Annotated in this window: 18 protein-coding genes; 10 read left to right on the top strand and 8 right to left on the bottom strand. The window is 72.4% G+C overall.

Annotation, left to right across the window (positions count from 1 at the left end; all coding sequences use genetic code 11):
• The first annotated feature begins 70 nt into the window (after positions 1–70).
• Both IO30_RS0100370 and IO30_RS42750 read left to right on the top strand, forming a co-directional pair.
• Positions 71–613 (top strand): hypothetical protein, encoded by a 543-nt coding sequence (locus tag IO30_RS0100370; RefSeq protein WP_031137974.1) that lies wholly within the window; start codon positions 71–73, stop codon positions 611–613.
• A 2-nt stretch (positions 614–615) separates the two neighbouring features.
• Positions 616–1,239, top strand: coding sequence for a hypothetical protein (locus IO30_RS42750; protein ID WP_051858783.1), 624 nt, complete (start codon positions 616–618; stop codon positions 1,237–1,239).
• A gap of 61 nt (positions 1,240–1,300) precedes the next feature.
• Here IO30_RS42750 and IO30_RS0100360 read toward each other — a convergent pair whose 3' ends face one another.
• From IO30_RS0100360 to IO30_RS0100345, 4 genes are read right to left on the bottom strand one after another with little or no spacing between them, the layout of a single operon-like run.
• Positions 1,301–2,566, bottom strand: coding sequence for an MFS transporter (locus tag IO30_RS0100360; protein ID WP_031137970.1), 1,266 nt, complete (start codon positions 2,564–2,566; stop codon positions 1,301–1,303).
• 1 nt (position 2,567) lies between these two features.
• The gene (locus IO30_RS0100355; RefSeq protein WP_237403282.1) at positions 2,568–4,301 is read right to left on the bottom strand and encodes a condensation domain-containing protein; all 1,734 of its coding nucleotides are present in this window, start codon (positions 4,299–4,301) and stop codon (positions 2,568–2,570) included.
• 7 nt (positions 4,302–4,308) lie between these two features.
• Positions 4,309–5,625, bottom strand: a complete 1,317-nt coding sequence (locus tag IO30_RS0100350; RefSeq protein ID WP_031137966.1) for a DUF6271 family protein — start codon at positions 5,623–5,625, stop codon at positions 4,309–4,311.
• Entirely contained in the window at positions 5,607–6,740 is a 1,134-nt protein-coding gene (locus tag IO30_RS0100345) for a phytanoyl-CoA dioxygenase family protein (RefSeq protein WP_031137964.1), read from the bottom strand. Before IO30_RS0100345 ends, IO30_RS0100350 begins: the two co-directional genes overlap by 19 nt.
• Before the next feature lie 605 nt (positions 6,741–7,345).
• Here IO30_RS0100345 and IO30_RS0100340 point away from each other — a divergent pair.
• From IO30_RS0100340 to IO30_RS0100330, 3 genes are read left to right on the top strand one after another with little or no spacing between them, the layout of a single operon-like run.
• Positions 7,346–8,203, top strand: a complete 858-nt coding sequence (locus tag IO30_RS0100340) for a class-II aminoacyl-tRNA synthetase family protein (RefSeq protein ID WP_031137962.1) — start codon at positions 7,346–7,348, stop codon at positions 8,201–8,203.
• A gap of 54 nt (positions 8,204–8,257) precedes the next feature.
• Positions 8,258–8,515 (top strand): hypothetical protein, encoded by a 258-nt coding sequence (locus IO30_RS0100335; RefSeq protein WP_031137960.1) that lies wholly within the window; start codon positions 8,258–8,260, stop codon positions 8,513–8,515.
• 10 nt (positions 8,516–8,525) lie between these two features.
• Positions 8,526–9,176, top strand: a complete 651-nt coding sequence (locus IO30_RS0100330; protein ID WP_078904462.1) for a 4'-phosphopantetheinyl transferase family protein — start codon at positions 8,526–8,528, stop codon at positions 9,174–9,176.
• Between the two features lie 70 nt (positions 9,177–9,246).
• On the opposite strand, the gene IO30_RS0100325 is transcribed toward IO30_RS0100330, so the two are convergent.
• The 3 genes from IO30_RS0100325 to IO30_RS0100315 form a co-directional block, all read right to left on the bottom strand.
• Complete coding sequence (locus IO30_RS0100325; RefSeq protein ID WP_157853052.1) at positions 9,247–9,492, bottom strand: hypothetical protein; 246 nt, start codon at positions 9,490–9,492, stop codon at positions 9,247–9,249.
• A gap of 179 nt (positions 9,493–9,671) precedes the next feature.
• On the bottom strand, positions 9,672–10,466 hold the full coding sequence (locus IO30_RS0100320) for an SGNH/GDSL hydrolase family protein (RefSeq protein ID WP_031137956.1): 795 nt from the start codon (positions 10,464–10,466) through the stop codon (positions 9,672–9,674).
• A complete protein-coding gene (locus IO30_RS0100315; RefSeq protein ID WP_031137954.1) occupies positions 10,453–11,022 on the bottom strand; it encodes a PadR family transcriptional regulator in 570 nt (189 codons plus the stop codon). Before IO30_RS0100315 ends, IO30_RS0100320 begins: the two co-directional genes overlap by 14 nt.
• A gap of 84 nt (positions 11,023–11,106) precedes the next feature.
• Between IO30_RS0100315 and IO30_RS0100310 the strand changes: the two genes are divergently transcribed.
• Positions 11,107–11,520 carry a nuclear transport factor 2 family protein gene (locus IO30_RS0100310; RefSeq protein WP_031137952.1) on the top strand — a complete coding sequence of 138 codons (414 nt, stop codon included), beginning with the start codon at positions 11,107–11,109 and terminating at the stop codon, positions 11,518–11,520.
• A gap of 93 nt (positions 11,521–11,613) precedes the next feature.
• Here IO30_RS0100310 and IO30_RS0100305 read toward each other — a convergent pair whose 3' ends face one another.
• Entirely contained in the window at positions 11,614–12,225 is a 612-nt protein-coding gene (locus IO30_RS0100305) for a TetR/AcrR family transcriptional regulator (RefSeq protein ID WP_031137950.1), read from the bottom strand.
• Positions 12,226–12,767: 542 nt separating this feature from the next.
• Here IO30_RS0100305 and IO30_RS0100300 point away from each other — a divergent pair.
• The 4 genes from IO30_RS0100300 to IO30_RS0100285 all read left to right on the top strand — a co-directional run bounded on the left by IO30_RS0100300 (position 12,768) and on the right by IO30_RS0100285 (position 20,296).
• A complete protein-coding gene (locus tag IO30_RS0100300; protein ID WP_031137948.1) occupies positions 12,768–14,522 on the top strand; it encodes a glycosyltransferase family 2 protein in 1,755 nt (584 codons plus the stop codon).
• A gap of 14 nt (positions 14,523–14,536) precedes the next feature.
• A complete protein-coding gene (locus IO30_RS0100295) occupies positions 14,537–17,560 on the top strand; it encodes an SGNH hydrolase domain-containing protein (protein ID WP_037892596.1) in 3,024 nt (1,007 codons plus the stop codon).
• 139 nt (positions 17,561–17,699) lie between these two features.
• Positions 17,700–18,794 carry an alpha/beta hydrolase gene (locus IO30_RS0100290; RefSeq protein ID WP_031137944.1) on the top strand — a complete coding sequence of 365 codons (1,095 nt, stop codon included), beginning with the start codon at positions 17,700–17,702 and terminating at the stop codon, positions 18,792–18,794.
• Positions 18,795–19,009: 215 nt separating this feature from the next.
• Positions 19,010–20,296 (top strand): ABC transporter substrate-binding protein, encoded by a 1,287-nt coding sequence (locus IO30_RS0100285; RefSeq protein WP_051901747.1) that lies wholly within the window; start codon positions 19,010–19,012, stop codon positions 20,294–20,296.
• The last annotated feature ends 100 nt before the right edge of the window (positions 20,297–20,396 follow it).

Here is a 20,396-nt window from a genome sequence, read left to right as displayed (position 1 = left end):
GGTTTGCGAGCCGCCCACCAGGGCAGCCGCGACAAGGCAGAGGGGAAGAGCCCCCGGACGGAGGCCAGTCATGTCGAACAACGTACTGATAGCCGTCATCGTCGTGGCGGCGGTCGTCGTCATCGCGCTGTCGGCGCTGATGTGGGCGCTGGCCCGACGCCGTCACCTGAGGGAACGGTTCGGCCCGGAATACGACCGAACCGTGGAGGAACAGGGCGACAAGCGGTCCGCCGAGCGGGACCTGCGCGCCCGCGAGCAGCGGCACGACCGACTGGAGATCAAGGAACTGCCGCCGGAGCGCCGGCACCAGTACGCGGATGCGTGGACAGGTGTGCAGCAGCAGTTCGTGGACCGGCCGGAACGTTCCGTCGCCGAGGCCGACGAGCTGGTCACCCGGCTGATGGGTGAGCGCGGCTATCCCACCGAGGGCTACCGCGACCAGGTGCGCGACCTGTCGGTGGAGCACGGCCGCACGCTGGAGGAGTACCGGGCCGCGCACGCGGTCAAGGTGCGCAGCAGTGCGGGAGAGGCGACGACAGAGGAGCTGCGCGGGGCGATGGTGCACTACCGCACCCTGTTCGAGGAGCTGCTCTCCGACCAGAGGAGCCGGTGACCATGCAGAACCACGACGAGAACGCGCGGCGGGCGTCCGAGCCCGCCCTGACGACCGAGGACCTCGCCCACCCGGCGCAGCCCGCCGATGACCGGCAGGCGGCCGTCTTCCCGGGCGAGGCCACGGGCCAACGGTCCGGCGGCTCGGGCCGGGAAGCCGACCTCGTGCCCGAGCCGGGCCGGGAGGGCCCGGACCGTGACGCGGCGGACCGTGATGCGGCCGACTACGGCGCGGCGGACCGTGACGCGGCCGACCTCGATGCGGCCGGCCGGCAGACCGGGCCGGGTACCGGTCTCGGCCCCGAACCGGTGGCACGGGACACGGCCGGCACACCCGGGCCCGACGAGCACCACGACGACGAACCGCTGCTGGGCGCCGCGGAGGCGGAGCGCTACCGGACCACCTGGAGCGAGATCCAGGGCCGGTTCGTGGACGACCCCCAGGAGGCGGTCCGGTCGGCCGACACCCTGGTCGCGGAGGTCATGCAGGCCTTCGCGGGTACCCTCTCCGAGCACCGGAGCGGGCTGGAGAAGCAGTGGGACCGCGGCGAGCAGGTGGCCACCGAGGACCTCCGGCAGGCGCTGCGGGCCTACCGCTCGCTGGTCAACCGGCTGCTCGACACCTGAGCAGGTGGCATCCGGGTGCGGGGCCCGCCGGTAGCGGCGGGCCCCGCACCCGTGCCCGTACTCAGGCCTTCCCGGCGGCCCCCGCGGGAACCGCCGGGACCCGGCCGAGCCCGCGGATGGCGGGCACGCACAGCATGACGGCGATGCACACCACGCCCATGACGGAGGAGAACAGCAGCACGCGGTCCGCTCCGAAGGAGTCGGCCGCCGGTCCTGCCAGCGCCCGGCCCAGCGGGATGACCATGATGGACCCGGCGACGTCGTACGCGGACACGCGGCTCAGGACGGCCAGGGGGATGTGGGTCTGCACGCTGGTCGCCCACATGACCCCCCAGAAGGCGAAGCCGCAGCCGGCCAGGACACCGGTGAGCGCCGTGACCGTGAAGGACCACCCCAGGGCGGGTGCCAGCGGGTTGAGGGCGAAGCAGAACATCGCGCAGGCCCCCGCGACGAGCGGGCGCCGGGGCCGGACCCGCATGCCGAGCAGCCCGCCGACGATCGTGCCGGCGCCGTCGGCGGAGGCGATCCAGCCGTACCCGCTGGCCCCGTGCTGTTCGGTGAGCAGCGCCGCACCGAGCGGCAGGGACGGGCCGAAGACGAAGAGGCCGTACACCGCCCAGACGGCGATGACCCCCCACAGCCAGGACCGGGACCGGAACTCGTGCCATCCCGTCACCAGCCTGCGCGACATCGGCTCGTCGCTCTCGTCCCGGACGGTGCCGAGCTTGCGCAGCGGAGCCAGGCCCAGCGCACTGAGCGCGTAGGCCGCGGCGATGACCACGAAGGAGCCCGCCACGTTCCAGTAGGCCACGAGCAGACCGGCCACCCCGGGACCGATCAGGGTGCATATGGCCTCGGAGATCCGCAGCAGCGCATTGGCCCGCTGGATGTCCTCGGCGACCTGCGGCACCATGCTCGCCAGGCCCGGCTGGAACATGGCGGTCGCCGCGCCGCTGAGCGCCAGCAGCGCCATCACGTGCCACAGCCGTACATCGGATCCGACCAGCAGCGCCGCGAGCGCGAGCATGGCCACCATCCGCACCGCATCGGCGCCGACCATCATCACCTGGGGGGTGAACCGGTCGGCCAGCACCCCGCCGAAGAGCACCAGCAGGACGATCGGAGCCATCCACGCGGCCAGGGCGTAGCCCACCCCGGCAGCCCCGTAGCCCGCGCCCAGCACGGCGGTGGTGAGCGAGACCATCAGCATGCCGTCGGCCAGCAGGGACGTGCTGCGGGCGGTGAAGAACAGCCGGAAGCGACTGGACCGCCACGGGCTGGGGAGCGAGTCCTGCTCCCGTGGGACGGTTACCTCATCCATCGTCATGTCACATCCGCCGTTCCCGGCCGTTCCCTTCCATGAGGATCTGCTGCCGGAGCCACGCGCTGGTCCGGCCGGTCTCCGCCGGCGGTTCCCGGACGATCACGTACCGGCGGGGCGCCAGCAGGCCCGGACGGCCGGGGAGGAGTTCCATCAGTGCGGCGTGGGCCTGCGCCGGGGTCAGCCGCGAACCGACGGAGGCGATGAACGCGGTGAGGCCCGGCCCGGAGCCGTCCGCGGGCCCGGGGTCCACGGTGACGTGCACGGGCACGCCCCCGAGGGCCTGGCTCAGGGCGTCCGCCACGGCCGGCGGCGACGTCCAGCAGCCGTCGACCTGCTTCCAGTGGGCCTCGCGCCCGACCGGACGGACCCCCGTCACCTCGGTGAGCGAGGCGAACGGCACGTCCTCGGTGGCGGCCGCCTCCAGCAGCCGTACCAGACCGGTGAGGAAGCCTTCGGCCTCGTGCCGGGGGAACAGCGCGGGGTCGGCCCACATGCTGAGGTGGAGCAGCGGCGCCGTCCCGTAGGCGAAGGCCAGGACCCGGGTGGGGAGGACCTGGTACGGGCCCCAGCTCAGCTCCGGTCCCGCCTCGGCGCCGTCCTGCGCGGCTGCGGCGACGGTGGAGGTGACGGTGGAGGCGAGGCTGCTCACGTCGTTGAACACGACGTCGCGGGCGAAATGGCTGCCGCGCTCGAAGGTGACCCGGCCGATCATCTCCCACAGGGCGAGGGAGTCGAAGCGGCTGTGCCGGTAGGCGTCGAGCGCCGCTCCCCACGCCTTGCGCAGCAGCGCGTCGAAGGACGGGACCCGGACGTCGAGGGAGAGCAGCGCGTCCTGGGACACGGTGTTCACCGAGCGGGCCAGCCGCGGCAGGAACCGGTTGGAGGTCGGCACGGCGGCGACGCAGGTGCTCTGCCCGGCCCGGTGGGCGATGAGCGAGCACCACGCCGTCAGGAGCACGGTGGAGGGGAGGCTGCCGGTGCGCTCCGCCACGAGGGCCAGCGCCCGGGCACCTCGCTCCGACCGGAGGGTCAGCTGCGCCACCCGCACGTCGGTGCCCGTGGCGAGGGGTTCCGCGAACATCGCCTGGGGGCCGTTGCGGATGATCCGCTCCCAGTACTCGAGGGACGCGGCGGACTTGCGGAGCCCGGCCGCAGTGGCCTCCTCAGCGGCGAGGTCGAGCGGGGTGAGGGCCGTCAGGGGAGGGAGCTCCGCGCCGGACAGCAGGGTGAGCCATTCCTCCCGCAGGACGCCGAGCGCGCTGCCGTCCGCCACGGCGTGGCTGGACACCAGGGCGACGAAGGCGGGCGCCCCGGCCCGCGCGACCAGGCTGATGCGCAGGGGGAAGTCCCGGTCCAGCCGGAAGCGGCCGGCGCGGGCCTCGCGGGCCAGTGACTCGGCGTACCGGGCGGGTTCCGGCGGAAGCTCCTCGTGGTCCAGGACGGTGACCGTGAACTCGCCCTCGGACGCGACCTCTTGGACCGCCGGTGCGCTTCCCGGGGTGTGGGGGAAGGTGGTGCGCAGGGCCTCGTGGCGCACCACCAGCGCGCGCAGGGCGTCGACCGCCGCGTCCAGAGCGGTCCCCTCCGGCACGGGCCACACGTCGTGGATGTTGATGTGCGCGGGATCGTCCCGCAGGATGCAGCGGATCATGTTGGCCTGGCCCATGGTGACGGGGCCGCGGCGCTCCTCGCCGCCCGCGTAGGCGACGGTGACGGTGCGGGTGCTCTTCGGTGCCACGGCCGTCTCACCCACCCGCCGGTACGGGGAGCGGGACGCTCGCGCTGGTGCGGGCCAGGGCCTCCCAGGCGTCGATCAGGAAGGCGAACTCCGCCATGTCCGCACGGGCTCCGTCGAGGAGCTGTTCGCGGCGGGCGGCGAAGACGTCCGCGGCCTCGGCGTAGCGCCCGCCCAGCTTGCGGTAGGAGCGGTCGAAGACGTCGAGCCGTTCGGCGTCCGGCGCCGGGTCCAGCCGCGTGCTGTCCCGTACGGATCCGGCGACGGCGGACGCGCGGACGGCGCCCCCGGCATCGAGCAGCGCCTCACCGGATGCGGCCAGTCGGGCGTACACGTCGTTGAAGTACCGCATCGACAGCAGGAACTTCGCGAACCGCACCTGGTAGGCGAGGAATCCGAGGTCGGAACGGCGCTCGCCGGTGTGGTAGTTGACGATGTGGCGGTTGTGCAGGATCCCCGGCAGGTGGGCGTCGTGGACCAGATGGATGAGGAAGTAGTCGCTGCCGATGGTGTCGGTGGCGGGAGGAAGCGGCACCCGTCCGTAGACCGCACGGTCGAGGCCGATGTTGCACATGTCCACGCGCATGGGGTTGACGCTGGTCAGCGTGGTGCGATCGCCCGTGAACGGGGCGGTCCCGGCGCCGCGGAAGGACTCCTCGATCAGGTTCCGGCGCCAGAGCTCCGCATAGCCGGCGGGCACGGACAGGCCGATGACCTCGTGGTAGATGCCGGGGTCGGCCCGGCGGATCTCCTCGACGTCCACCGACATCTCACCGACGAAGGAGCCCCCGACCAGGGACACCGGCCGGTCCGCGTACGCGGGGTCCAGCCTGCTGCGGGACACCAGCCCCGCGGCCTCGGCGGCCCGCCGCCCCAGGGAGGCGAGCTCGTGGTGGAAGGGGAAGACCGGCTCCCCGTCGAGGTACTGGTAGCGGCTGTCGGAGTCCCGGCGGTGCACCGAGGCGCAGCCCAGGGCCTCGGCGATCAGGAAGGCGCGGTTGGTACAGGCGCCGTAGGAGACCTGCGAAGGCAGCATCAGGCCGAGCACCCGTTCCGGCGCGGCGACTTCGGAACGGGCGATCACCTGTCGCAGGAAGGTCCGCTGCTCGGTCTCGTCGAGGTGGTGGACCACCACGCCGGGCGCCGGGGGCAGGGCGGCGACCGCCGTGCGGTGCGCGGCGAGCACCGGGGCCTCGGAGGAGTCCAGGATCAGCAGGTGCACCTCGACGCCGAAGTGGCGTGCGCCGTAGGCGGCTTCCTCGGCGACCGCCCCGATGGTCTCGGTGCAGGCGCGGTCGGTGGGGAGGGTCAGGCAGACGCGGCGCACGACGGCTCTCCGCTCTGCACGCCCGTCGAGGAGTCCGCGTCCGCGGCCCTGTTCGCGTCCGGGTCCGTGCCCGCGTCCTGCCACGAGGTGAGCCCGAGGAGGCGGCTGCCGAGCGCGTTCAGGGTGGCCGTGGGATACCGCTCGGACTCGTGCCGAACCGGGTCGCCGACCAGGGTGCGGTTCCAGCGCGGGGTCCGCAGGTGCCGCCAGGAGTCGACCCGTGAGCGACGCAGCCGCTCGTGCTCCTCCAGCGCGGGCATCATCGACAGGTACTGGACCGCCCGGACCTGGTCCGTCGAGGTGTTGCGCGCCACGCCGTGGGCGAGGAGGCCGTTCCAGATCAGCAGGTCGCCGGGATGCAGCTCGGGGCGGACGACGGGGAACTCTGCCCGGTCCACGGCGGGCCGCAGGGGGTCCCGGCCGGCCGGCTGACGGGTCTTCCAGTCCTCGAACTGCCGGAACAGCTCCGGAGAGCACTGGAATCCGCCCGTCTCCGGCCGGGTGTCGTTGAGTGCGATGATCCCCTGCACCCGCTGCGGCGGGACGCCGAGCGTGGTGTCGATGTCCCAGTGCAGCTCGATGTCGAAACCCCGGTCCGTGGGCTCGATCAGGGCCCGGTCACGGTTCTTCACGTTGGGCGGGTTGAGGTTGAGGCGGTCCAGGGTCACCCAGAGCTCCTCGCAGTCCCACACGTCGACGAACGCGTCGTACACGCGCTGCGCCTGGCGGCTGTCCCAGAGCAGCTGGTGGTGGTACGCCTCGACGAAACCGTAGACGTGCAGCTGCTGGTCCAGTTCGGACCGGAACGGCCGGTCCTCGTACCAGCTCTCCGGGCGGCCGGGGTCGAGGCCCTGGAACTCCCAGGTGAAGTCCAGCAGCCGCCGGGCCGACTCCGCGGGCACCGCCTCCCGGACGACGACGTAGCCGTATGTCTGCCAGTGGGCGAAGTCCTCTTCGGAAAGCACCCGCAGGGGACGGGACTTGCCCAGCTCCCGCAGGGTCGTCTGCGCCAGGTAGGACTCGCCGTCCGCGCTGAAGTACGGAAGGTCCGACGGCGCCCGGTGCAGCCGGGGCCGGGGGCGGCGGGGGCGGTGGGGTGCGGCGGGTGTCGTCATGCGGTCCCTCCAGGGCAGGGGTCGGGGTCGGCGGGCCGGTACGTCCCGCACCGCGGCCCGCGGGCGGATAAGCGGCGCGGGGACGGGGGTCTTGGGACAAGAGGCAGCGGTGACAAGCGCTTCTCCTCGGCCGGTGGACAGCACGCGGAGACCCTCGGCGGAGGGTCGGCGGGAAAGGCAGGACGGAGGGACGGCTACGCCGTGGCGGGACCCTGTGGTGACGTCGCGGCGGTGCCGGGGTGACGCCGTTCAGCAAGATTGGTTTAGACCAAGAGGCGCTGTCAAGTGTCGCCCCCATATGCGGAATGCGTCGCGTCCCCGCCCCGGACGGGCTGCCCGAGAAGATCGTCAATGCCCTCAGGTTGGTCTAGACAATGTGCGATTTGCTGGCTTAGGGTCCTCGTGAGCAGCTCCGGAACGTGACGGAGCGTCAGCCGCCTCCTCGCTGCGCCGAGGCCGGCCGCGCCCGCAACCGCGGCCGTTCGCTGCTGCGATCAGGCCGCAGCCACAGCGGCCGCAGCGGCCGCAGCAGCCGTCCTCCCGACCCGCCCATCCGGCCGACGCCCTTGACGACTGTTCACCCACGCCCAGAGGGAGCGGATTCCATGAGCACACCCAGCATCACGGCCTTGCCGGACGGCGGCCTGCAGAGCCCCGGCCCGGGCCTGATCACCCTGGACCCGGTCCGCACCGCCCTGCTGCACGGTCTGGACGACCTCCTCACCGGCCTGGCCGCCCGGCTCGCCGCCCCCGAGGTGGTGGGCCCGCCCCTGCTCTCCGCCGAGGGCCTGGCGCGGCTGGACTACTTCCGCAACTTCCCCCATCTCGGCGTCTCGGCAGGGCGTTTCGCCCCCGAGGCCTTCGACGGACTGGCGGCCGGAGAACCGCCGGGCGAGCAGCCGCTGCGTCCGACCGGCCACCTGCTGCCGTCCGCCACCTGCTACGGCCTGCTGCTCTCCCTGGACGGCCGGGACGTCGGCGAGGACGGGCTACGGCTCTCCGCGACCGGCCGCTGCTTCCGCAACGAGACCCACTACGACGGGCTGCGGCGCCTGTGGGGGTTCCACATGCGCGAGGTCCTGTACCTCGGCACGGCGCAGGGTGCGGTGGAACACCTGGAACACGGAGCCGAGTTCGTCCAGGAGCTGGCCGGACTCCTGGGTCTGGAGCTGACCCGGGCCGTGGCCGACGACCCGTTCTACGACAAGGGCGGCTCCCGCGCCCGGCTGATGGCGCTGGACCCGGTCAAGCACGAGTTCAGTGCCCCCGACGGCACCGCGATCGCCTCCGTGAACCGGCACCGCAACTTCTTCGGTGAACGGCTGGACATCCGCGCGGGCTCCCACGGACCGGCGTACAGCGCCTGCGTCGCCTTCGGCGTCGAACGCTGGGTCCACGCGATGATCCTCGCCCACGGCACGCCTGAGCAGGCCCTGGAACGCCTGCGCGATGCCCGGACCTGATCCGACCCGATCCGACACTTCGACGACCCCGTACAGCAAGGAGCACCCCGCCCCATGGACCGCATTACCGCGTGGCTCCACGAGAAGAACCCCGGCCTCACCGGTGCGATCGAGTCCGACGAGGACCTCATCGAGGCCCGCCTGATCGACTCCATGGACTTCCTGGAGTTCATCGATCTCCTGGAGGAGATGTCCGGCAGCACCATCGACCTCCAGGAGGTCACCATCGACGACTTCCGCACGCTCGACCGCGTCCAGCAGCGCTTCCTCACCACCGCCGGGCCGGCCGCCGTCCCGGCACCGGCCGGGTGAGCCCGCGCCCGTGACCGGCGGCGCGGTGCCGGACGGCGGGGTACCGGAAGGCGGGGTACCGGAAGGCGCGGGCCGGACGGCATGGGCGGTGGTGGCGGCCACCGGGGAGGTCCTCGCCCACCCGGAGCTGCACGAGGGCCTGCTCGCGCCGTGGGAGCGGCTGCGGCTGGCTCCGATCCGGCTGCCGGCCCGCCGCGACGACGTGCTGGCGGCGCGGCTGCTGCTACGGCTGTGCATCGCCCGGTACACCGGCCTGCCCCTCCGCGAGGCGGAGCCGGCCCAGTTCTGCTCCCGGTGCCGTCGGCCCGGACACGGCCGGCCGTACCTGCCCGGCCTTCCCCGGGTGGGCGTGAGCATGAGCCACGCCGACGGGCTGGCGGCCGCCGCCGTCGGACCCGGCCCGGTCGGGATCGACGTGGAGCCCTCGACCCGGCGTCCCGGCCCCCTGCCCGTACTGGGCCGGCTGTTTCCCGCGGTCCAGCTGGATGAGGCGGTTGCCCGGCAGGATCCCGGCGCGGTGCTGCTCCGGCTCTGGGTGCGCAGGGAGGCCCTGTTCAAGGCGGGCCGGGAGGACCTGCAGCTGCTGGAGTGGACGGATGACCGGCGGGCGGCGGTGGTGGCGGTGGCCGGCGCCGGCCCGGCCACGGTCTTCTCCGCCTGACCCGGGGGCCGACGTGCCACAGGGGCAGTCGACACGAGCGGTCGACTGCCCCTGTGGTGCGGGCCGTGGGTCAGTTGGCGGCGAGGCGACCGGCCTCGGCCCACTCCGACTCGCCCTCGCTGGCGCAGTTCGAGGTGTACGCGGGACCGAAGCGCGCCGGGACGGCCGCGGCGGAGGAACAGGTGGACGCGAACGCCTTGTGCCCGCCGGAGAAGTACTCGGCCTCGACTCCGTCGTTCGCGAGGGCGGCACCGGCGCCACCCAGCAGGATGCCCGCGGCCAGGACGGAGGCGGTGAGGGCAGAGCGCATACGCATGATTACTCCCGAGTATTACTGGACGACGCGCCAGGAAAGGTGCACGTCGGCCGGTTCAACATCACGGCGATGTCACGGGAAACGGCATGTCACTCCAATGGCCGGGGCGGAAAGATCGGCGCCCCGGAACAAGGGCACGACCCTGCCCCCTTCGCGGCCCCGGCACGGCGCGAGGCCGCCTACCGGTCCCCGGCGGGCGTGGTGCTCAGCGGCAGCAGTCGGGGCCGCTTCGCGCTGCGGCCGTCGCCGGAGGAGCGGCCGCGCAGCCGGCGTCCCAGCCAGGGGCCGAGGAACGCGGCCGCCCAGCGCAGTTCGGCCGCCACGGCCGACCCGCCCGCGGGGGCGGCCTGAGGCGGCAGGGGGAGCGTCCAGCTGTCGTCGTGGCCGGGCAGGCGGACGGCCTGGGCGAGAGCGGCGGCGATCCGTTCGTGGCCGAGCGGGCTGGCGTGGAGCCGGTCCTCGGTCCACAGCCGCGGGTCCGTCACGATCGTCGGCCGACCGGTTTCGGCGACGATGACCCCGTGTCGGCCGGCCGCGGCGCGGATGCGGTCGTTGAGGTCGGTGATGCGGGCCCCGACGGGACGGGCGATGGGCACGATCCTGCTCAGGTCGGGGAAGGTCACGGTCACCACCTGGGCCCCGGCGGCCGTGAGCGCGGCGAACATCTCCTCCAGGTGCCCGGCGACCTGTGCGGCGTCGTACCGGGGCCGGAGCATGTCGTTGACCCCGGCGACGACGCTGGCGAGGTCGGGGCGCAGGGCCAGCGCGGGGCCCAGCTGCTCGCTGCGGACCTGGCCGGCGAGGCGTCCCCGTACGGCCAGATTGGCGTACTGGAGACCGGGGTTGACGGCCGCGAGGTGCGCGGCGAACCGGTCGGCGAAGCCGCGCAGGCCCACCGTGTCGTCCCCGTCGCCCAGCCCTTCGGTCTGGCTGTCGCCGAGGGCGACGTAGCGCAGGTATTCACCGTTCGGCACGAGTCTTCTGCCTTTCCCTGAGGATTGCCGCGCTCCGGCGGCACCAGTCCCGGTGGCCCTCTTCGAAGGCGATGCCGCGCAGGCCGGTCAGGTACCCGCCGATGCGTTCGCCCCGGAGCAGGAACTCCTCCTCGGCCACGTCGCCGCGCATCTTGCGCAGCACCTTCCCGAGGAGCTCGATCTTGGCGTCGGCCGCGGCCGCCCGCTGGTCGAGCTGTTCGATCACCGGCGCGCTGCCGATCCGGTCGGCGGTCTGCACCTTGACGAGGAGGTCGTCGCGGATGACCGAGGGCTTCGCCGCGGCTGCTGCGAAATCCTCCAGCTCGGCGCGGCCGGCGTCGGTGACCTGGAACAGGCGCTTGTTGGGACGGGTCTCCTGGACCACCTGACGTCCCTCGACCAGCCCGTCCTTCTCCAGCTTGGCCAGCTCGGTGTAGAGCTGCTGGGGCAGGGCGTGCCAGAAGTTCGCGACGCCGATGTCGAACGACTTCGCAAGCTCGTACCCGCTGTACTCGCCGTCCAGCAGCGCCGCCAGTACGGCATGTCGCAGAGCCATCGCGCAGCCCCTTCCCTTTCCTTGTCGGCCCCTGCATCATACTCACGAAAATGAGTACTCAATTTCTTGAGTATAAGGAGAGTCATGGAGACTGCCGAACGCTTCCGTGCAGCCGTGGAGAAGCGCGACCTCGCCGCGCTGGAGGAGCTGTTCACCGAGGACATCCGCCTCTACAGCCCGGTGAAGTTCACCCCCTTCGAGGGCAGGCCCATGGTGCTGGGCCTCTTCGGGGTCCTGCTGCGCGTCTTCGAGGACCTGCGTTACGTCGGACGCTTCGAGGGCGCGGCCGAGACCAGCACCGACGGCGAGGAGGCCCCGGCGGTGATCCTGCCCTTCCGGGCCACGGTCGACGGCAAGCAGATCCACGGCATCGACCTGCTCCAGTTCGACGAGACAGGCCGGGTCAAGGAGTTCACCGTGATGGTCCGCCCGCAGTCCGCCGTGCAGGCCCTGGGTCATGCGGTACTGGCCGGCCTCGTCGCCGACGGGCTCGCGTAGCGGCCCGCCTCCGAGCCGCTCCGGCGCGGCCGGCCGGTCAGCCCCTGGCTGCCGGGCCGGCCGCTTCCTGCTTCCTGCTGCTTCCTGCGCCTTTCACCCGGCCGCGGGCCCCGGGGTGCTCCAGGCGCGGAAGGCGGTGTCGAGGAGGGTGTCGACGTAGGCCGGGTCGGCGGGTTTGCGGACCAGGAGCAGGGCGTAGTAGAGGGCTCCGTACATCAGGTCGATGAGGACGTGGGGGTCCAGTGCCGGGTCGAGTTCGCCCTGTTCCTGAGCGGCGCGCAGGCGGGCGGCGGCGGCTTGTTCGAGGGGCCCGATGAAGCGGTCGAAGATGGCCTGGGCGAGCTCGGGGTGGTGCTGGGCCTCGCCGATGAGCGCGGTGTAGTGGGGCCACAGGTCGGGGCCCGCGATGGTGGCGACGGCCGAGTTCATCTGGGTGCGGAGGTCGGCGACGAGATCGCCGGTGTCCGGGAAGACGGCGTCGTCGGCCGCGGCCTCCATGAAGGCGTCGAGGAGCACGGCGCCCTTGCTGGGCCACCAGCGGTAGATGGTCGCCTTGCTCGCACCGGCGCGCGTGGCGATGGCGTCCATGGTGACCTTGGCGTAACCGACCTCGCGGCAGAGTTCGAGGGCGGCAGTGGTGATGGCGCGAGCGGACTGCGTGCTGCGGCGTGCGGGGTCGGGCTGCCGCGGAGGCGGTGATGTCATCTGGCAGACGCTAGCGTGCCGTCCGCGGGGTGCTTGCGTTGACATCGGCGTGGGGAGGCCGCATGATCAGCCAGCGAAACGAAACGAGTCGTACCGCGGGGTCGTCTACGGCAGGGCGGCCCCTGAGGCGTCTGCGCGCGGCCCCGCACCGACTCGCCGGAGCGCGTTTCGAGCCAGGGCGGTGCGGGGTCGCGACCAGGACGGGGGTCCGGTCGCCGCCCTGCGCCGACTGGGCCGTACATCATGCGCCCGGTCGCGGCTGCCGCCTTCGCCGCCCACCGGCCGGTCCCGAGGCCCGTTCCCGAACCGCCGGCCTACGGGTGTGCAAGTCTTCCGGCGGTGTTCACCCCCGCGTGACCTGGGCCTTCCCGAACCGGACAGGAGTGGCGGTCGAATGGGACCGCCGAAAGGTCTGGACCACACGAGACGCGCCAATCCTCTGTCTCATTCCGTCTGTTGGTCTCGCTGTAACAAGTGGTCTATACCTTTGGCGCTAGGCTGGGTCACCTGAAACGGGCGCATACACAGCCGTGGGGGGCTATATGACCTTTCATCATCTTCCGCAACCACCATCCGACGAAGAGCTCTACTGGTACTTCGGCCCGCAACGCCGCTGGGTCCTCATCAGCACCTCGCTCGCCTTCGTGTTCACGGCGGCGACCATGTTCACCTTCGCGCTGCGCACCCCGGCCCTGTGGGCCTTCCTCGCCGTCCTGGGGCTCAACGTCGTGGCGCTCGTACTGTCTTCCGTCAACAGCCTGCGCCAGCGCAGGCTGACCAGGCCCTCGCACGAGGTGCTCGTGCACGCCTGGCGCCCCGCCCGGCTGCCCGAGGTGGACCTGTACCTGCCGACCTGCGGCGAACCGCTGCCCGTCCTCGCCAACGCCTACCGGGCCGTCGCCGCCGTCGACTGGCCCGGCGCCCTCACCACGTGGGTCCTGGACGACGCCGACCGGCCGGAGGTCGCCGCGCTCGCCGCCTCGTACGGCTACGAGTACGTCGTGCGGCCCGACCGGGGACACCTGAAGAAGGCCGGCAACCTCAACCACGCACTGACCCTGAGCAGCGCCGAGTTCATCGCCATCCTCGACGCCGACTTCGCACCCAGACCGGACTTCCTGCGCCACCTCGTCCCGTACCTGGCCGACCCCGCCGTCGGCATCGTGCAGAGCCCGCAGTGCTTCGACACCGACGAGACCATGGGCTGGGTCCAACGGGCCGCAGGCTCCGCCCAGGAATGGTTCTTCCGCTGGATCCAGCCCTCCCGGGACGCCAGCGACGCCGCCATCTGCTGCGGAAGCAACGCCGTCTACCGGCGCGCGGCCATCGACCTCGCCGGCGGCTTCGCCCGGCTCGACCACAGCGAGGACCTGTACACCGGACTCGCCCTCCACGCGCAGGGGTTCCGCACCCAGTACGTACCGGTCCTCGTCGCCAAGGGCACCTCGCCCGACGAGGTCAGCGCCTTCGTCAACCAGCAGTACCGCTGGGCCATGGGCAACCTCCACCTGCTCGGCACCCCCGTGCTGAAACGGATGCGCGCCCCCTGGCGCATGCGCCTGTGCTTCTACGAGGGCATCGTCGGCTACCTCACCGCCGCCGTGAACACCTTCGCCGCACCGCTGCCACCCCTGGTGATGATGTTCTGGTACCCGGACCAGATCCGCCCCTGGCACGTGCTCCCGCTGCTCGCCCCGCTGTGGCTCTGGCACGTGCTGCTGCCCCGGATCAGCCGGACCCGCTGGCGCGTCGAAGTGATCCGGGCGAACGTCCTCACGAGCGTCGCCGCCGCCACCGCCTTCCTGCACACGCTCCGCGGCCGCAGCGCCGACTGGGTGCCCACCGGCGCCCGGCCCGCCGCCACCCCGGGCCGGCGCGGCGGGATGGCACGCACGGTGGTGTCCGTCTCCCTCGTCTGGCTCCTCCTCTCCAACGGAGCCGCAGCCGCCGGCCTCGCCCTGGCCGTCGCCCGCAACGGCTGGGAACCCAACTGGGGGCTCCTCCTCTACCTCCTGGTGCAGTGCCAGATCAACGGTCCCCTCATCCGGGACCTCATCGCCGAACTGCGCCCGGCGGCGGCCACCCCGCGCACCCGCACCGCACCCGGACGGAGCGCCGGGACCGGCCCGGCACCGGACGCCGGCCGACTGCGCACCCTCGTACGAGCCCTCCCCGGCCAGCGCACCGGCATGCTGCCCCGCCGCTGGCCCGAGACCCTCGCCGCCTCCGCGGTCCTCCTGCTCACCGGCCTGCTGGCATCCGGGTGGGTCAACCCGATGCTTCCCTGGCTGAGTTGAAAGGCTTCCTCACCATGCCGTTCCCCGTGGCACCCGGCCTGCGCCACCGCCAAAGGCGCTCCGCCCCGCCGCCCGGACCCCCGACCCCGCGCCCCGGCTCCGGCCGCGAATCCGGCCCCAGCCCGCACCGCTCCGCCTTCCGCCCCGACATCGAGGGACTGCGCGCCGTCGCCGTCCTCGCGGTGCTCGCCTTCCACGCCGGGATACCCGGCCTTGCGGGCGGATTCGTCGGAGTGGACGTCTTCTTCGTCGTCTCCGGCTACCTCATCACCGGACTGCTGGTCCGGGAGGCGATCACCACCGGCCGGATCCGCATCGGGGACTTCTTCTCCCGCCGCGCCCGAAGGCTCCTGCCCTCCGCCGCCGTCGTCCTCGCCGCGGTCGCCGTGGCAGGGGCCTGGCTGACCGTACCCCTGCGCCGCGCCGACCTGGAGTACGACGTCGTCGCCGCGGCCCTCTCCGCCGCCAACTGGCGGTTCGTCTCGCAGCAGACCGACTACCTGGCCGCAGGGCACGACCAGAGCCCCCTCCTGCACTTCTGGTCCCTCGCCGTCGAGGAGCAGTTCTACCTGCTCTGGGCGCCGCTGCTCGCCCTGATCGTGCTCGGCGCCGCCCGGGCGGTCCGCCGCGGCCGCGCCGTACGCTCCGCCGTGGCCCTCGTCGCCGCCGCGCTGACCCTGGGCTCCTTCGCCCTGGCCCTGCGGTGGACCGAGCACTCCGCATCGCTCGCCTACCTCGGAACGCCCTCGCGCGTCTGGCAGTTCGGCGTCGGAGCGCTGCTCGCCCTGCTGCCCTGGCACCTCGTGCGCGGCCCCCGGCCCCTGCGGCTGCTGTGCGGCTGGGCCGGGCTCGCCGCGATCGGCTGGTGCGTCGTGGCGTACGACGCCTCCACCCCGTACCCCGGCCACGCGGCCCTCGTACCGACCCTGGCCACCGCCGCTGTCATCCTCGCCGCGATACCCGGCCGGGGCGAACGCACCGCCACCGGCACCCACGGCGTCGGCAGACTGCTGGCAGGACGGGCCCCCCGCGCGGTGGGCCGCCTCTCCTACAACCTGTACCTGTGGCACTGGCCGGTCCTCGTCCTCGCCGAGGCCCGCTTCGGCACCCAGGGCTGGCCGGTGCGGACCGCGCTGACGGCGGCCGCCGCGCTGCCCGCCTTCGCCACCATGCGCTGGGTCGAACAACCCCTGCGCCGCAGCCGTACCGTCTCCGAACTCCCGCGCCGCGGACTCTCGGTGGGCATCTCCGCCATCGTGCTGCCCGTCGTTCTCGCGCTGGTGGTCGGCACCACGACGCTGAACCTCCTGGGCCCCGCCGCACCGGTCCAGCTGAACGGCCTGCCCCCGGGCGCCGCCTCCGGCCCCCACCTGCTCACCCGCACCTCCGCCGCACCGCTCGATGACGGCCCCGTGGTCCCGGGCCCCGTGCAGGCGCGCAAGGACTTCCCGCCGGACGGCGCCTGCCAGGTCGCCCCGGCGGTGACCCGCAGTCCGGACTGCCTGTTCGGTGCGGTCGACAGCCCCGACCGGATCGTGCTGCTCGGCGACTCGCACGCCGGCCAGTGGTTCTCCCCGATGCTCGCCCTGGCATCCCAACGCGGATGGGCCCTGCAGGAGTTCGTGAAACAGGGCTGCCCCCTGCCCCGGCTGGCCGTGGACAACCCCCAGCTGGGCCGCGCCTACCGCGAATGCGACACCTGGCGGGCCGACACCCTGGAGCGGCTGCGCCAGGGGCCCAGACCCCGCCTCATCGTGATCTCCTCGCTGAACCGCTACACCACGGACCCGCAACTCCTCGCCGAGGGCTGGGAGAAGACACTCGCTCCGCTGCGCGAGACCGGTGTGCCCATCGTCTACATCGAGGACACCCCCGTACCCGGCACGGACGTGCCCGCCTGTGTCTCCGGCAGCCCTGAGGAGCCCGCCGCCTGTGCGTTCCGCCGCGCGGACGCCCACCAGCCCGATCCGCTGGCGCAGCGGATCGCCTCCGGCGCGCTGCCCGGCGTACGGAGCATCAGCGTGAACCCCGTCCTGTGCCCGGGTGACGGCCCGACCTGCCCGGTCGTCCTGGACCGGATCCTGCTCTACCGGGACGACGCCCACCTCACCAACGTGGCGGCCGTCGTCCTGACCCCGAGGCTGGAGCGCCTGCTCACGGAGTCCGGGGCCCTGCCCGCCGCCACCCCCGCCGTCCCCGCCCCGGTTCCCGCCGGATGGACCCAGCTGCTGCGGGACGAGTTCGACGGCCCGGCGGGCAGCCCCCCGTCCGCGGCCAACTGGATCCACGACCTAGGAACCTGCTACCCCGGCTGCCCCGCTCCCCAGTGGGGCACCGGCGAGATCGAGACCATGACCGACTCCACCGACAACGTCCGCCTCGACGGCAAGGGCGCGCTGGAGATCGTCCCCACCCGCGAGGACGGCCGGTGGAGTTCGGGACGCATCGAGACCAGGCGCTCCGACTTCGCACCGCCGCCCGGCGGCACCCTGCGGATCGAGGCGTCGATCGCCCTGCCCGACGTCACCGGGCCCGCGGCCGCCGGGTACTGGCCGGCGTTCTGGACCCTGGGGGCACCCTTGCGCGACGGATACACCGGCTGGCCGGGCGTCGGGGAGATCGACGTCATGGAATCCGTCAACGGGCGGGACACCGTGTCCGCCGCCATGCACTGCGGAGTCCTGGACGGCGGCCCCTGCCAGGAGCCCGCGGGCCTGACCTCCGGGCCGCAGCCCTGCGACGGCTGCCGCACGGCGTTCCACTCCTACGCGGTCGAGGTCGACCTCGCCCCCGGCCGGGAAGAAGTGCGCTGGTACCTCGACGGCCGGGCCCACCACCGGGTGACCGCCGACCGGATGGACCCGGAGACCTGGAAGCGGGCCGTCGACCACGGACTGTTCCTGATCCTGAACGTGGCCATCGGCGGTGGCCTTCCCCAGGCCGACGGCGCGGTTCCGGGACCCGCCACCGAACCGGGCCACCCGATGCGGGTCGACCACGTCACCGTCTCCACCAGAGCGCCGGCAGGAGGCAGCTGACGGGATGAATGCGGGGCCCGCGTTCCGGATGCGGTGGAACCCATCGCGTCCGGAGGCGCTCTAGCCGGGTGCGCACCGGTTGGCGGTGCTCTGGGCGGATGCGTCCGGACCGAGACTTCGCAGAGGGTTTCGCTGATCCATGGGTCTGACGAGTAGTGCGTTGCTGACATGTGCCGTGCTGTGCACGGCCGCGGTGTTCGTGGCCGCGGTGGTGCTGTGGCCCCGGCTGGCGCGGGGGAGCTGGGGGCGGGTGCTCGGCCGCGTGGGCCTGATCGTCTCCGTGCAGGTGCTCCTGTTCGCGTCGGTCGGGCTCGCGGTCAACCGGGACATGCTGATCTACGGCTCCTGGGCAGACCTGACCGGCCGGGCGCGCCCGGTGGCCCCGCTCGCGGGGGCGGCCGTCGACGTACTGGGCCGGCAGGCCCCGGACGTGCCCGGCGGAGGGAATCCGCAGGTGGGTGGCGTCATCGAGAAGGTGACCCTGCACGGCGGGCGGTCCGGGGTCGCCGCCCAGGCCTACGTGTACCTGCCGCCGGAGTACTTCCAGAAGGGCAACGAGCAGCGGAGGTTCCCGGCGGCCGTCGTCCTGACCGGATACCCGGGCACGGCGGAGAACCTGCTGAAGGGGCTGCGGTACCCGAAGACGGCGTGGACGCAGGCCAGGCAGAAGAAGATGCAGCCGATGATCCTGGTGATGATGCGGCCCACCGTCTCGGCCGCCAACACCCAGTGCATCGACGTACCCGGCGGCCCGAAGAGCGAGACCTTCTTCGGCACGGACGTGCCCGCGGCCGTGTCGAGCGCCTACCGCGCCGGTGCCCCGGGGCGGGGCTGGGGCATCATCGGGGACTCGACGGGCGGGTACTGCGCCCTGAAGATGACGGTGCAGCATCCGGAGACCTATCCGGCCGGGGTGGGCCTGTCGGCCGACTACAAGCCCGAGATCGATGCCGACTCCGGCGACCTCTTCCAGGGGAACAAGGACGAGGAGAAACGTTCCGACCTGCTGTGGCACCTGGCCAACAAGCCGCAGGGGCCGTCCTCGTTCCTCGTCACGACCTCACTGCGGGGCGAGTCGAACCACGGGCCGACCCAGGAGTTCGTCAAGGCGGTGAAGGCTCCGGCGCGCGTCTCGTCGATCACCCTCGACAGCGGCGGGCACAACTTCAACACCTGGAACCGGGAGATCCCCCCGGCCCTCGAGTGGATCAGCGGGCGGCTCACCGCGGACTGAGGGCCGAAATCGTCCGGGACGAACGGGTGCCGAGGTGTCGGAACGTACGAGAACACAGGCGACTGACTGGATCATCGACCACACCTGCGGCACAAGCGGAATCAAATCCGCCATGAACAGGAGAGAATCCCGGCCAGCGGGCAACGGCGGGAAACTCCGGCCCGGAACGAGCATGAGCAGTAACGGAATCCAAAGAAAACCAGGGGAACACACCCGTGCGACGAAGGATTTTCGGTACGGCCGCCACTGCGGTCGTGCTCGGCCTGCTGATACCGCTGTCCGGATGCGGGAGCCTCGACGACGGTGCGGGTGGCGACGGCACGCTCCGCCTGGTCGCCGCCGAGTACGGCGACACCCCGGCCACCAGCTCCAAGGCCTTCTGGGACAAGGTGACGAGGGACTTCGCCGACGCCCACCCGGGCACCAAGGTGGAGGTCCAGCTCCTGCCGTGGAAGGACATCGACCGCGAGGTCTCCCGCATGGTCAAGGCCGGCAAGGCGCCGGACATGGCACTGATGGGCTCCTACTCGGACTTCGCCGCGCAGGGCAAGCTCTATTCCGCGGAGGAACTCCTCTCGGTCAGTGCCGAGGCGAACTTCCTGCAGCCGCTCGCCGAGGCGGGCACCGTCGGCAGCACCCTCTACGGGCTGCCGTTCGTGGCGAGCAGCCGTCTCCTCTTCTACAACGAGGCCCTCTTCGCCAAGGCCGGGATCACCGCCGCCCCCAAGACCTGGACCGAGCTGAAGACCGCCGCCAAGGCGCTCAAGGACAAGGGCGTGAAGTTCCCGTACGCCATGCCCCTGGGCCCGGAGGAGGCGCACGCCGAGGCGTTGATCTGGGAGCTCAGCAACGGCGGCGGCTACGCCGACAGCAGCGGCAACTACGACCTGGCCTCCGAGGAGAACGTCCGCACCTGGCAGTGGGTCAGGACCAACCTGGTCACGCCGGGCCTCCTCGGCCCCGTACCGCCCGCGCAGCTCAACCGCGCCGACGCCTTCGCGGCCTTCCTGCGCGGCGAGGTCGGCATGCTCAACGGCTACCCCTCGCTCGCCCACGAGGCGGCCGCCAAGGGCATCGGCGTCGGCACCGTCTCGATGCCCGTCTCGGACTCGCTCGGTTCGCAGGAGAGCCCGCCGATCGTGGGCGTGGCCGACTGGATGATGGCGTTCAAACAGAACGGCAAGCGGGAACAGATCGGCGCGTTCCTGGACTTCGTCTACCAGGACAAGCACCTGTCGGACTTCGCCGGCCGCTACCACCTGCTGCCGTCCACCGTCTCCGCCTCCCGCACACCGGCGGGCGGCGGCATCGGCAAGAACGACGAACAGTTCCTGACGGCGCTGCGCGGCGCCCGGCTCTATCCGGTGAACGACCCGTCCTGGATGGCGGTGAGCGACACCATCAAGCGCAACATCGGCCGCGCCGTGGAACCGGCCGATGACCCGAAGGCCGTCCTGGAGGACATCGCCGCCAAGGCGGCCGCGGCCGGCGGGACGGGCTGACCCGGTCCGATCCGGTCAAGCTGGATGGCCGTTGCATGAATCGAGGGCGGCGGACAGCGGAGAGAAGTGCAGGTCACAGGTGTCGGCGTCCGGGTCCCGC

The sequence above is a fragment of the Streptomyces xanthophaeus genome, assembly GCF_000725805.1.
In the GTDB taxonomy this organism is placed as follows: Bacteria; Actinomycetota; Actinomycetes; order Streptomycetales; family Streptomycetaceae; genus Streptomyces; species Streptomyces xanthophaeus.
The sequence above is the reverse complement of the archived record's forward strand: the minus strand, read 5'-3'. Positions and strand labels throughout refer to the sequence as shown.